The organism is Simiduia aestuariiviva, assembly GCF_014192475.1.
Taxonomy (GTDB): Bacteria; Pseudomonadota; Gammaproteobacteria; order Pseudomonadales; family Cellvibrionaceae; genus Simiduia; species Simiduia aestuariiviva.
In genome coordinates, this window is record NZ_JACHXZ010000001.1 from 627577 (window position 1) to 640501 (window position 12925).

Below are 12925 nucleotides of genomic sequence, written 5' to 3' on the forward strand. Positions count from 1 at the left end.
TCTGAAATTTGGCCACTGGCCCGAATAATGTGTGTGATTGCAATGGCAATCGATTAGAGGCAAACCATGAAAACGTTTTTTACCCTCGCGCTGGGCATTGCTCTGGGCGCTGTCGTCGTCGGCTTGTGGTCTTCGCAGCAGGTTGACACCTCCGCCGCAAACGCAGAAAAGCAACCGCTCTACTGGGTGGCGCCTATGGATGCAAATTACCGCCGCGATGGCCCGGGCAAGTCGCCCATGGGAATGGATTTGATACCCGTGTACGACGAAGCTGCCACAGAGGATGCGCCTGGCACTGTGCGTATCAGTCCTGAGGTGGAAAATAATTTGGGCGTGCGTACTGCGACGGCCGAAGCGCGGGTATTGAGTGCTCGCATTACCACGGTGGGCTATGTGGGGTACGACGAAGACAAGTTGGTGCATATGCACCCCCGGGTGGAGGGCTGGATTGAAAAGTTGTATGTCAAAGCCGAAGGCGATCCCGTACAAAAAGGTCAACCCCTGTACGATCTGTATTCGCCAGAGTTGGTCAACGCCCAAGAAGATTTGTTGTTGGCGTTGCAGCGCGGTGAGGAGCGCTTAATCACCGGAGCCAAAAATCGTTTGCGCGCACTGAAGGTGGCGGAAACACACATTGAAGATTTGGTGGCGCGCCGCAAGGTGACCCACACCATTACCTACTTTGCCCCGCAAAGTGGAGTGGTGGAGGCGCTGTCTATCCGCGAAGGTTTCTTCGTGCAGCCGGGCAGTACCCTGTTTAGCATTGGTGCGGTAGATACGGTGTGGATTGCCGCCGATGTGTTTGCTCGCCAAGTCAATTTTTTGCGCGCCGGTCAGAAAGTTCATATCACAGTGCCGCATCTACCCGGCAAACAATTCAGTGGCGAGTTGGCCTACATCTACCCCACGCTCAATGCCGACACCCGCACGCTGCCGGTACGGATTCGCTTTAACAACAAGGCCGGTTTGTTAAAACCAAATATGTTTGCCGAGTTGGTTATTGAGGGCGATGCCGGTAAGGCCGCGTTAACTGTGCCACGCGAAGCGGTGATTCGCACCGGCGACCAAAATCGCGTAGTACTGGATTTGGGCGAGGGTCGCTTTAAATCCATTGCCGTGCAGTTGGGACGCGTCGACACGCAATTTATCGAAATCAAAGACGGTTTAGCGGCCGGCGATCGGGTGGTGACCTCTGCGCAATTTTTACTGGACTCCGAATCGTCGAAAAGCTCTGACTTTTTGCGCATGAGCCCCGTGGCGGGTGTTGCCTCTGTGTGGGTGGGCGGTGAAATAGTTGCCGTTGATAGTCAAAGTCGCACGGTGACAGCGAGCCACGATCCGGTGAAGGAGTGGGATTGGCCGGCCATGACCATGGATTTTTCGGTGGCAGATTCCGTTGATATCAAACCGCTACAGGCGGGTACCCGCCTGCACATGGAAATTAGTAAGTCTGGCGATGGTTTCGAAATTACCGGCACGCACATTATGGGCGGTGCCAATGCCATGATGAAAGAAAACACCGCGCACCGATCAGCAGATCAACATATTGCCGAGGTCGACGGCGTGATCAATCAACTGGATCGTAAAAACCGCACTGCCAATATCAGTCGTGGCCCCGTGGCCAAATGGAATCGCCCAGCGGCTACTTTAGATTTCTTGTTGGCGCAGGAGGTTGATTTATCTGTGCTTAAAGTGGGCCAAAAAATTCGGTTTCGTTTTCGCGTGGTCGAGGGTGAGTTCACCCTAGTGGAAATTTTGTCGACCACTCGCCAAGACGCCGCGCCCATGGATCACAGTCAGCATGGAGGTAGCCTATGATTGCCGCCATTATTCGATGGTCTGTGGGCAACCGATTTTTAGTGTTGTTGGCCACGGTGATGCTGGTGGGTGCAGGGCTATACGCGGTCAAACACACACCGGTAGACGCAATCCCGGATTTGTCGGACGTGCAGGTCATTGTAAAGACGTCCTACCCCGGTCAATCGCCACAGGTGGTTCAAGATCAAGTGACTTACCCGTTGACCACGGCGTTGTTGTCGGTGCCGGGTGCGGAAACCGTGCGCGGTTTTTCATTCTTTGGCGACAGTTATGTGTATGTCATCTTCAATGAAAAAACCGATCTCTACTGGGCGCGCTCGCGGGTATTGGAATATTTAAGCCAGGTGGCACCGCGCTTGCCTGAAGGTGCAACGCCACAACTGGGACCGGATGCCACGGGTGTGGGCTGGGTCTTTATTTACGCGTTGGTTGACCGCACCGGTCAGCACGATTTAAGTCAGCTGCGCAGCCTGCAAGATTGGTTTTTAAAGTTCGAATTGCAATCGCTGCCGGGCGTGTCGGAAGTGGCGAGTGTCGGCGGCATGGTGCGCCAATATCAGGTGCAAGTTGATCCACAAAAGCTGCGCGCCTTTGGGATTCCATTGGCTATGGTGCAAGCGGCCATAGAGCGCGGCAATCAAGAAATTGGCGCCAGTGTGGTCGAAATGGCGGAAGCGGAGTACATGCTACGCGCCACGGGCTATATCAAAAACATTGCCGACCTAGAAACCATCCCCCTTACCGTCAACAGCAAGGGCACGCCGGTATTGCTGCGCGATGTCGCCGAGATACAACTGGGGCCCGACATGCGCCGCGGCGTGGCGGAACTCGATGGTGAAGGCGAAGTGGTGGGTGGCATCGTCGCCATGCGCTTTGGCGAAAACGCACAAACGACCATCGATACCGTGAAGGCGCGCTTGGCGATGCTCACGCCGAGTTTGCCGGACGGCGTAGAAATCGTGACGGTGTACGATCGCTCTGCGCTGATTGAGCGCGCGGTGGAAAACCTTTGGCACAAGTTAGCCGAAGAGTTGGCCATGGTGGCGCTGGTGTGCGTGTTGTTTTTGTTCCATGTGCGTTCATCATTGGTGGCGGTGATCAGTTTGCCGGTGGGTATTCTGGTGGCGTTCATCATCATGCACTGGCAGGGCTTGAACGCCAATATCATGTCGCTCGGCGGCATAGCCATTGCTATTGGCGCCATGATTGACGGCGCCATCGTGATGATTGAAAACATGCACAAACACATGGAACGCACGCCCATCACCAAAGACAATCGCTGGCAACTGGTGACCCAAAGTGCGGTGGAAGTGGGGCCCGCATTGTTTTTTAGTTTGTTGATTATTACCGTCAGTTTTATTCCGGTATTTACATTGGAGGCCCAAGAAGGGCGCATGTTCGCGCCCTTGGCCTTCACCAAGACCTATGCCATGGCTGCCAGCGCCGCACTCGCCATCACTTTGGTGCCAGTGTTAATGGGTTACTTCATTCGCGGGCGCGTGCGCACCGAATCGGAAAACCCCATCAACCGAGGCTTCAGTGCCGTCTATCTGCCAGCGTTGACGGCGGTATTGAAATTCCCAAAACTCACCTTGATAGCCGCTTTGTTGTTGGTGGTGTCGAGTCTATGGCCCTTGCAACACATGGGCAGTGAATTTATGCCGGAATTGGATGAGGGCGATTTAATGTATATGCCCACCACCTACGAAGGCATTTCTATCGGCAAGGCGCGCGAATTATTGCAGCAAACCGATAAGCTCATTAAAACCCTGCCCGAAGTGGAAACGGTATTCGGCAAAGTGGGTCGCGCCGATACCGCCACTGATCCCGCGCCGCTCACCATGATCGAAACGTTTATTCAGCTAAAACCCCGCGATCAGTGGCGGCCCGGCTTGACGCTCGACGGTCTTAAGCAGGAACTCAATAGCTTGGTGAGTTTTCCGGGCGTCACCAACGCCTGGGTGATGCCCATTAAAACCCGCATCGACATGTTGGCCACCGGCATCAAAACGCCGGTGGGCATTAAAGTGGCGGGGCCCGACCTTGCAGTGATTCAAGGCATAGGTACGCAATTGGAAATGTTGTTGGCCGAGGTGCCGGGCACGGCGTCGGTGTACGCAGAGCGCGTGGCCAATGGGCGCTACATTAAAATTGACATCGATCGCGAAAAGGCCGCGCGCTTTGGTTTAAATATTGGCGATGTGCAGCAGGTGATCGGTACCGCCGTAGGAGGCCGGAACGTAACAGAGACCGTGGAGGGGCAAGAGCGCTACCCCGTAAATATTCGCTACCCGCAACACTACCGCGATTCGCCAGAGCAGCTGGCATTGCTGCCGATAGTGACGCCGGCCGGGCAGCACATAGCGCTGGGTGACGTTGCCGAAATCTTAGTGGAAGAGGGCGCAGGTGGTATTAAAAGTGAGAATGCGCGCTTAAACGGCTGGGTGTTTATCGATACCGCCGGTGTTGATGTGGGCACTTATGTCGCTGATGCAAAAAAATTGATCGGTCAACAACTGTCATTGCCGCCGGGTTATTCACTGAGCTGGGCAGGCCAGTTCCAATACTTGGAGCGAGCCAAAGCCCGGTTGCAGTACTTAGTACCCTTTACCTTGTTGATCATCGTGATTCTGTTGTATCTGTGTTTCAAAAACGCCGCGCAGGTGGCGATGATCATGGGCACCTTGCCACTCGCCTTAGTGGGCAGTGTATGGTTCATGCACGTGTTGGGCTTTCACTTTTCGGTGGCCGTGGGGGTGGGCATGATTGCGCTCGCGGGCGTGGCGGTGGAAACCGGCGTGATTATGTTGGTGTATTTAGATCACGCGTGGTTACAAATGCGCGCAGAGCATAAGCAACCCAATCTGGCCAATTTGCGAGACGCGGTGATCGCCGGTGCGGTGTTGCGCTTGCGACCAAAGTTGATGACCGCTGTGGCCACCATCGCGGGTCTTGTGCCGATTATGTATGGCGCGGGCACCGGCTCGGAAATTATGAGCCGTCTGGCGGCGCCCATGGTGGGCGGTATGGTCAGCTCGGTGCTATTGACGTTATTTGTGCTGCCCGTGGTGTATTTGTTGTGGCGTTCGCAGCAACTTAAATTCCTATCCTCTGGAGATTAGTGATGTTTAATTTTTTACGTAATTCTGCTCAGCAGTTTTTAATAGTGGGCACTGTGTTGCTGTTGGCATCAACCGGCGCAAGCGCGCATACGGGTTTGAAAGAGAGTGTGCCAGCGGCAAAGTCTACTCACGCGACGCTACCTGAAGCCATTGTGTTGCACTTTAGTGGCCCTGTGCGTTTAGTGGGCTTGACATTGAGTGACGCCAACGGCGATCGCGCAGCGATGTCGGTGACGCCCGCATCAGCCGCTGAGGCGCGATATGAATTGCCGATGCCTTCATTGACTTGCGGCGATTGGACTCTACGCTGGATCGCCATGGGCGCCGATGGCCATAAAATGAGCGGCAATATTCCATTTTTCTATCTGTGTGAATCGGCAGCCGAATAATGGACAGTTGGTTAATTGCCGCAGCGCTCAATAAATTTTTGTTGTTGCTGGGCACAGCCTCAGTATTGGGCGCATGGTTGCTGCATCAATTGCGTGGCCATTGGTCGCGCGCGCTATTGCTATGGCTTCGCGTGTGCAGCGGTGTACTGCTTTTGGCCTGTGTATTGATCCTGCCTATTCAAGCCGGAGCGCTGGCGGAAGCGGGTTGGTCCGGCATGTTTGATAGGTTGATGTTATCTATTGTCTGGCAAACCCATTGGGGCGATAGCACGGCCTTGCGGTTGGCGGGAAGTCTATTGGCTGTTTACGCCGTGTGGTTCACAACATCTCGAGCGCTGTTGTTAGCCATCGCCAGTGTGCTGCTGGTGGCGGCATTTGCGCTCGGCGGTCATTTAGTTGAACAGCCAATTTGGTTGCGCACACTGTTGCTAGTTCATGTGGCGATTGGTTTGGCGTGGCTGGGGTGCCTATTTCCGTTTTATTTATTGGTGCGCGAACAGCCGTCGGTCAAACAAGCTCGCTTGCTGAAACGCTTTGGTGAGCTGGCCACCGTGCCGCTCGTACTTCTGCTAATTGTCGGTGTCATTTTGGTGTTAGCGGTTATCGCCACGCCTGAGGCAATGATTAGCACCGGCTATGGTCAACTGCTCTCAACCAAGCTCACGCTAACGCTAGTGCTCCTTGCGCTGGGGGCGTGGCATAAGTTTGTTGCCGTGCCGCGTTTAGCCGGCGAAGCAATGGCCATTGATCTCAAGGCGATTCGGGTAACTGTTGCTATAGAGACATTGGCCGGCTGGATTTTGTTGGCTGTGTTGGCGTTAATGACCACTGTGGTGGGACCGGCCCATCACGGTTAAAAAATATTCTTAGCAGTTGGCATTTGAGCTACATAAGTTAATAACTGAGGAAGAATTATGAAAGCATTGTGTGTAATTTTTGTGGCGTTGATTACAGCCACTTGGCTCCTGCCAGTGTATGGTCACGGAGACAAATCCACGGTCGATACCGCATTGTTTGTGGGAGTCGATAGCGCACCCGCTAAAACGGTGACGCGATTTCATGCTGCCTTGGTAGCGGGCGATGTTGCGACGGCACGGGCACTGCTGGCCGATGACGTTTTAATCTTTGAGGGTGGCGTTGAGCGCTCCGCCGACCAATATGCCTCCCATCATATGCTGTCAGATATGAAATTCTTGAAGCAAATGAAGCAGAAAATATTGGAGCACAAGGTAGATATCTACGGTGACACTGCAGTGTCTAGTAGGCGCACACATACCACTGGCACCTATAAAGAAAAAGCGATTGACTCATTGGGGTTTGAGACGCTTCACTTGGTGAAGACAACATCGGGCTGGAAGATTTCGCATATCCACTGGTCTCGAAAGTAACCCCAGTGGGGGTGGTTTGAACAAAGCATAAAGCTAAGGATACAAACGTGGGTAAAATGGATCCGTATGGAGCACACGTCAGCGCACGCAATGTCACTGTAGATATTGCTCGCACCCTAGCGATTGTGTTGATGGTGATATTTCATTTTATTTACGACCTGAAATATTTTGACTATCTATCATGGGATATTCCTAACGGGCCGGGTTGGCGCGAATTCCGCTACCTCATTCTCACGCTATTTTTTATCTGCGTAGGGATCGGTCTGGTATATGCTCATGTAAGGGCTATTCGCTGGCAGAAGTTTTGGCGCCGTGAAGCAAAGGTTTTTGTGGGTGCACTGCTCGTCACCACAATGTCACTGCTGTTATTTCCCAATAATTGGATCTACTTTGGTGTTTTGCACTTTATCCTAGTTGCCAGTCTGCTCGCGCTGCCTTTAATGCGCATGCCCAGAATTGCGCTGTTGGCCGGACTCATTATGCTGTTAGGGCACGGGTTGGATTGGTGGCCCAGTTATTGGCCGTTTCACTATGCCCATAACGCCTGGCCAAACGTAATGCCAATCAACTCAAATGACTGGGTGCCGCTCATTCCGTGGCTGGGCGTGGTGTGGATTGGAATCTTTATCGCGCATAGCCGTTGGTTGACCTCAGACCCTCTATCCTATGTTGGCATTCCTCGCTGGTGTGTTTGGCCGGGCAAGCACAGCCTGGTTATATATTTGATCCATCAGCCAATTTTGGTGGGCAGTATTTATTGGATAGGGTCTTTGTGACAGTATTGAATGCCATTGGGCTGTTGAGCTAACCACCCATAATCCCGTGTAATTAACTAACCTATTAAGGCATTGGCGTGCAGATTCCGAACTCACTTCGTCTCAGTTATTCACTCATGGGTGTACATGATGCCGAACTGCTGTTTGAGTTGGATCAAGACCCGGAAGTCATGAAATATATCAATGGTGGCTCGCCAACGTCGCGGCAGGATATAGACAACGTAATGATTCCACGCATGATGCGATATCGCAATCCGGAAAAGGGTTGGGGAATTTGGAAGGTGCTGCTGTCCGAAGATCAACAATTCATCGGCTGGATCTTGGTGAGGCCCATGGGTTTCTTTTCCGAAACACCGGATTGGGAAAATTTAGAGTTGGGTTGGCGCTTTAAGCGTGAAACTTGGGGTAAGGGTTACGCCACTGAAGCCGCAGCCGCAATCGCGGCTGCGTTTAGTACTAAGGCCGACGTTGCCACGCTATCGGCCATTGCTGTGCCCGAAAATACTGCATCAATTGCAGTAATGGAAAAGTTGGGTATGCGCTATTTAAAAACAGATTTGCATCGCGATCCCTTGGGGGATGCAGAAGTGGTTTACTACGCTAAACCCGTTTAATGGTGTTCGGTATAGGCGTGCAAGAGTGACGCTATTAATGGTGTTCGATATAGGCGTGCAAGAGTGACACTATTAGTGATGTCTTTGTTAATGGTGTCACTATTAATGGTTTTTCCTTAAGCGGTGTCACTCTTGCACATCTTCTAAAGATTATTCAGCGCGCTATGGAGCCGGTGCCCCGCGCGCAAAGAATGGTATAGGCGCATTTTCTACCTAATGCCAGGCACCAATAATCGCGCCCATCAGAGTAAAGATGACGGTGTTAAAGCCGGCATTGATGGCAAACAATTTAAATGAGCGCTGTTCAAATAAATCGTTGATGGCCAGCGACATGGCAACCCAGCCAAACCCCGCCAAAAACCCATAAAACAGGCCTGTGTGCAGGGTGCTTTCTGCGCCTAAAAACATCGCCAGATTAAACGCAATGACCAGATTGGCTAAAAACGCCAAGCCGAAGGTCTTGGCCATGTTTTGCTTCTTGGCATCTTCTTCAGTAAGCCCAGTTTCCACCATCCAGCTTTTTCCGAAGAGTAGCGGTGAATACCAGATACCACCGAGCGCGAAACTTGAAACCGCGGCGACCAAAATGGCGTATATGTTGAGTGCTGATAGGTCCATGAGTGATTCCTTTGTTATTAGTAGATCATGGGTTGAAGCGCGTGCGCGACAGGCGCGTGCCAAGGTGAAAATGATACCTATGGTGCCAAAGGTATCACAGGCGGTACCTGCTAATTGCATTGCGTTTATATATCTATTTTGAATAAATGGATGGCTGGTTAGACTTTGATTGTCGTGCAAATTCACATCGTGGCGCTTATCAGCGTATGATTGGACGTTAAAACAATAAACTGGGGCACAGCTATGCAGGGGGCCAAGTTGTTAAAGCGATTTATGATCGGCTGTCTTGCCTATGCCGTGAGCCTGCCGCTCTGTGCGCAGCAGTTCAATGAATTGGTATTTATTACCGAAAGTGATGCCTCGTTAAATTATATACAGCAGGGCCGACTTCAGGGCCCAGCGGTGGAACTGTTGTTGTCTGCGAGTGAGCGCTTGGGCAGCCCTGTACTGAGAAAGGATATTCGCGTGCAACCTTGGGCGCGGGGATTTAGGCGGGCATTGGCAGGGCCAAATGCCGTGTTATTTAGCACGATTCGCACGCCAGAACGTGAAGCCAAATTTCAATGGGTGGGCCCCATAGCCTCCGAACACGACGTGTTGATAGGCCCTAAAGATCGGGCCTTCTCCTTATCGCATGTTGATCAGCTGCGAGATTTAAAAATTGGTGCTGTCAAAGATGATGTCGGTCATGAAATTTTACTGGAGCTCGGTTTAGATCCCGAAAATATTGTGGTAGCTCACCAGGTAGAGAGCTTAAGCAAAATGCTTCTGGCCGGACGAATCGATACATGGGTGTTCGGTGAGCAGGGGTGGCATAGAGGCCTAATAGCGTCGGGTATTGATCCAGACAGTCTCGAAGTCATTTACCGCTTTCCCGCGCGGCAATACTACTTTGCCTTTAGCCTGGATGTCCCGCCAACATTAGTGAATGAATTTCAAGGGGCGTTGAATCGGCTGCTGAACGAAAAGAGCGCCCAATTAGATATTGTAAAATAGTCCAATATTTTGCGCAGGTTTTGTTAGATTCGGGCGAAAGTACTATTGATAAATCGCAATTATTACCGCTAAATGCGAAATAAATTTCATGCAGTTGGCGATCACTATTTTTACTGGTCAGCTTTAGTTCGGTGGTCTACAATCGCCGGATTCCAATAACTATAAACTGGCCATGTATAATGTTTTTTTGGCGCCTCCCCGACTATTTTCACCTCTTCGCTGTATGCGATAGTCTCAGTTTATCTTTGGTGCTTGACGGATAAGTATGCAATCTGTGCAGGTGGCTATTCGATTCTTTCTTGGGCTAATGGTTATAGTGGCTACCACTTCGGTGTGTGCCGAGCAGCCGCAGCCATCGACGCTCAGCTCGCTACGCTATATCACGGAACACAGTCCACCCTATAACTACCTGGAGGACGGTGTCCTCAAGGGCCCCGCGGTGGACTTGTTATTGGCGGCCACCGCACGGGCTGGCAGCCCAATAACGCGAGATGCCATTCTCGTTCAGCCGTGGGCGCGCGCTTACCGCAATGCACTCGAGGGGCCCACCACTGTATTGTTCAATACGATTCGTACCGAGGAGAGGGAAACGCTATTTAAGTGGGCGGGACCTACCGGAACAGAGAAATATGTTTTGGTGGCGAGAAGGGCGCAATCCATTCAAATCACCAAGCCCGCTGATATTTTTCAACACCGCGTTGGGGCCGTGCGCGATGACGTGGGTGAAGCCTATTTGCGGGAGCTGGGTGTGCCAGCGCGCGCCATCACATTGACCTCTAGCGTGGACAATTTAGGCAAGATGTTAAAAGCCGGCCGGATCGACCTCTGGGCATTTGGAGAAGACGGTTGGCGTCAAAGTCTAACCGATTCGGGCATAGATGTAGATGACTACGAAGCTGTATATCTGCTCAAGAAAAACGATTACTTTTTTGCCTTTAGTCTTGACGTAGACGATGCGTTAGTTCAGCGCATGCAGTGGGCCATTGACGCAATACTGCTTGAGCGTGCTGAGGGCATGGCTACTGAGGGGATGGGTACTGAGGGCAAGGGTACTGAGGGCAAGGCTACTGAGGGTATGGGTACGCCATAACGCCGTCAGCGGCTCCATTCATGCGCCATATGCAGTGGGTTGCCACTGTTCGGCTTGATCTCCTTTTGTGCGAACTCGGCTACACTCACAACTCCGTGCCATATCATGCTGAACTCACTTATGTGGATGTTAGCGATCTCAGCGCGCTAGGGTTAGTGAATAACATTGATGACATTGGAGATGATCAATGCATTGGGCAGACATCGCGCCAGCGGCGGTTACGCTATTTCTAATTATGGACCCACTCGGCAATGTGCCGATATTCAATGCCGTATTGTCTCGGTTAGATGTAAAACGCCGAACGCCGGTGTTAGCGCGCGAATTGATCATCGCACTCATCATTTTGGTGCTGTTTTTATTTGCGGGTAATGCCATTCTCGCATTTCTTGGTTTGACTCAGCCGTCGTTGAATATTGCGGGCGGTATTTTGTTGTTTATCATTTCGTTGCGTATGATTTTTCCCGTGACCCACGATAGCGGGGAAAGCACGGAATCTGACGAGCCATTTATCGTGCCGCTCGCCGTGCCTATGATCGCGGGCCCCTCAACCATAGCCGTGCTGTTGTTACTCAGTTCAAACCAACCTGAAAAAATCGCTGAGTGGAGTGTTGCACTGTTGTTGGCCTGGCTGGGTTCCTCGGCGTTGTTATTGGCTTCGCCATTGATTATGAAAGTCATTGGCACCAAGGGCTCACGCGCACTTGAGCGATTGATGGGAATGATATTGGTGATATTGGCCACCCAAATGTTGCTCAATGGTATTAGAGAATTCGTGCTCAGCCTCACAACACCTTAGCGCTAGCTGTCATCCACAAGGATCGCGAGTACGTACTTAAACCCAGTGCGAGATACGTCGTTCATGCGGTTTGGTCGGCGGTTGCCACAAGGTGCGAATTCAATGCCTCACAGGATAAACCCCAGAAAGTTGCTGCTCAGTAAATGGACGGCATTAAAACCCACTAATAAAGAGCGCCATTTTTTAGTGGTCAAGATGAACTATGATGAAGATGAAGTCGTTACAGAATGCGTAATTGAGGCAGTCATTAGCGGCCGACAGATATCCATGCATTGGCATGAACTTAAAGACGATACAGTGTGGGCGCAGGGCTGGCGGTGATGTGGCTAGGGCGCAAGCGGCCGCCATGATGCATCACAAAACTTCTTACGCAGTTAAATTCCGACGAGCTGTTGGCGCTATTACTCTGCGCACTAATCACTGTTGTTTGTCACATACTCTGGCGCAAGTGTCACACCGCGCTTGCCCAGTTAGCCAGTAGGATATCCTATAGCGATGCTTGGCAAAAACGCGGTAGGTGGCGTCGGCCACAGGTTTTATCAGCGGCCAACGCAGCACCTTGAACAATGGGTTTCCAACTAACGCCCAAGCTCTGGCAGTTACATCTAGCCCTAGCAGCAAAGTGCCGTCTGGCGTTTGTGCGTGAAGTATTTTGTTTGCTTCAGCAACATCTATGTTCGGAAAGCGCGCGGTAAAGTCCTCTTGATGTATGTCTTCAAAGTCCAATACCCCCTGGCCTCGCTGTTGTAAACAGCGCATTTCGCGCACACACAAAGGACACAGGCTGTCGTAAAAGATGGTCAGTTTGCTCATAGCTGAAGTACCAGATAGATAGCCAGCGCGTGCAACAGTAAAACACTTGTTGTTAGCCGGCCACGCATGCGCACGTAGGCTGGGGAGCGTCCGGCAAAGCGCTCGGCAAAAAACGTGCTGTAAACGCAGATCGCTAGCAAAATAAGCCCAAGCACTGGCCGTGTGAGACTTAAAAATAGCGCCCCAACCGCTAGTACCACCAGCAGGGTCGAGGTGATGGATAGGGCAGGGTTTGAATTCTGAGGCTGCCAGAGGCTGCCGGCAAGAAAGGTGGTAAGGGCCGTACTGTAGCTGCAAAAGACCAATAAGCCGGGCTGAGCATCTTCGCTAATGGCGAGCACGGTTAGCCCGCCCATAAAGGGAATTAGCCCCAAGTAGGCCACAATATAGGTCGTAAACAGCGATGCTGCTTGGGTATTGGCGCGAGATGAGTAAGTGTGATTCATGCCTTGTATTACGGAACGAACACACACTTGGATGGCTTTGCTTGCGTGATTTAATGGAC

Annotated in this window: 14 protein-coding genes; 11 read left to right on the forward strand and 3 right to left on the reverse strand. The window is 51.8% G+C overall.

Features of this window, described 5'->3' with window-relative positions; translation table 11 throughout:
* The first annotated feature begins 66 nt into the window (after window positions 1-66).
* The 7 genes from FHS30_RS02910 (at window position 67) to FHS30_RS02940 (ending at window position 8107) form a co-directional block, all read left to right on the forward strand.
* The gene (locus FHS30_RS02910; protein ID WP_183908125.1) at window positions 67-1818 is read left to right on the forward strand and encodes an efflux RND transporter periplasmic adaptor subunit; all 1752 of its coding nucleotides are present in this window, start codon (window positions 67-69) and stop codon (window positions 1816-1818) included.
* Complete coding sequence (locus FHS30_RS02915; protein WP_183908126.1) at window positions 1815-4940, forward strand: efflux RND transporter permease subunit; 3126 nt, start codon at window positions 1815-1817, stop codon at window positions 4938-4940. Before FHS30_RS02910 ends, FHS30_RS02915 begins: the two co-directional genes overlap by 4 nt.
* A gap of 2 nt (window positions 4941-4942) precedes the next feature.
* Window positions 4943-5329: a copper resistance CopC family protein gene (locus tag FHS30_RS02920; protein WP_183908128.1), complete on the forward strand. Its 387-nt coding sequence runs from the start codon at window positions 4943-4945 to the stop codon at window positions 5327-5329.
* On the forward strand, window positions 5329-6186 hold the full coding sequence (locus FHS30_RS02925) for a CopD family protein (protein ID WP_183908130.1): 858 nt from the start codon (window positions 5329-5331) through the stop codon (window positions 6184-6186). The genes FHS30_RS02920 and FHS30_RS02925 overlap by 1 nt, the downstream gene beginning before the upstream one ends.
* 57 nt (window positions 6187-6243) lie before the next feature.
* On the forward strand, window positions 6244-6717 hold the full coding sequence (locus FHS30_RS02930) for a YybH family protein (RefSeq protein ID WP_183908132.1): 474 nt from the start codon (window positions 6244-6246) through the stop codon (window positions 6715-6717).
* A 56-nt stretch (window positions 6718-6773) separates the two neighbouring features.
* Window positions 6774-7493 (forward strand): heparan-alpha-glucosaminide N-acetyltransferase, encoded by a 720-nt coding sequence (locus tag FHS30_RS02935; RefSeq protein WP_183908134.1) that lies wholly within the window; start codon window positions 6774-6776, stop codon window positions 7491-7493.
* A gap of 77 nt (window positions 7494-7570) precedes the next feature.
* Entirely contained in the window at window positions 7571-8107 is a 537-nt protein-coding gene (locus tag FHS30_RS02940; RefSeq protein ID WP_183908136.1) for a GNAT family N-acetyltransferase, read from the forward strand.
* Between the two features lie 213 nt (window positions 8108-8320).
* On the opposite strand, the gene FHS30_RS02945 is transcribed toward FHS30_RS02940, so the two are convergent.
* Window positions 8321-8725, reverse strand: coding sequence for a DUF1761 domain-containing protein (locus FHS30_RS02945; RefSeq protein WP_183908138.1), 405 nt, complete (start codon window positions 8723-8725; stop codon window positions 8321-8323).
* A gap of 258 nt (window positions 8726-8983) precedes the next feature.
* Between FHS30_RS02945 and FHS30_RS02950 the strand changes: the two genes are divergently transcribed.
* The 4 genes from FHS30_RS02950 (at window position 8984) to FHS30_RS02965 (ending at window position 11928) form a co-directional block, all read left to right on the forward strand.
* Window positions 8984-9721, forward strand: coding sequence for a substrate-binding periplasmic protein (locus FHS30_RS02950; protein ID WP_183908140.1), 738 nt, complete (start codon window positions 8984-8986; stop codon window positions 9719-9721).
* A 265-nt stretch (window positions 9722-9986) separates the two neighbouring features.
* The gene (locus FHS30_RS02955) at window positions 9987-10811 is read left to right on the forward strand and encodes a substrate-binding periplasmic protein (RefSeq protein WP_183908142.1); all 825 of its coding nucleotides are present in this window, start codon (window positions 9987-9989) and stop codon (window positions 10809-10811) included.
* Between the two features lie 187 nt (window positions 10812-10998).
* The gene (locus FHS30_RS02960; RefSeq protein ID WP_183908144.1) at window positions 10999-11607 is read left to right on the forward strand and encodes a YhgN family NAAT transporter; all 609 of its coding nucleotides are present in this window, start codon (window positions 10999-11001) and stop codon (window positions 11605-11607) included.
* Window positions 11608-11709: 102 nt separating this feature from the next.
* Entirely contained in the window at window positions 11710-11928 is a 219-nt protein-coding gene (locus FHS30_RS02965) for a TIGR02450 family Trp-rich protein (RefSeq protein ID WP_183908146.1), read from the forward strand.
* Between the two features lie 96 nt (window positions 11929-12024).
* On the opposite strand, the gene FHS30_RS02970 is transcribed toward FHS30_RS02965, so the two are convergent.
* Both FHS30_RS02970 and FHS30_RS02975 read right to left on the reverse strand, forming a co-directional pair.
* Window positions 12025-12420, reverse strand: a complete 396-nt coding sequence (locus FHS30_RS02970) for a thiol-disulfide oxidoreductase DCC family protein (RefSeq protein ID WP_183908148.1) — start codon at window positions 12418-12420, stop codon at window positions 12025-12027.
* Window positions 12417-12866, reverse strand: coding sequence for a hypothetical protein (locus tag FHS30_RS02975; protein WP_183908150.1), 450 nt, complete (start codon window positions 12864-12866; stop codon window positions 12417-12419). The genes FHS30_RS02970 and FHS30_RS02975 overlap by 4 nt, the downstream gene beginning before the upstream one ends.
* Window positions 12867-12925: the final 59 nt, after the last annotated feature.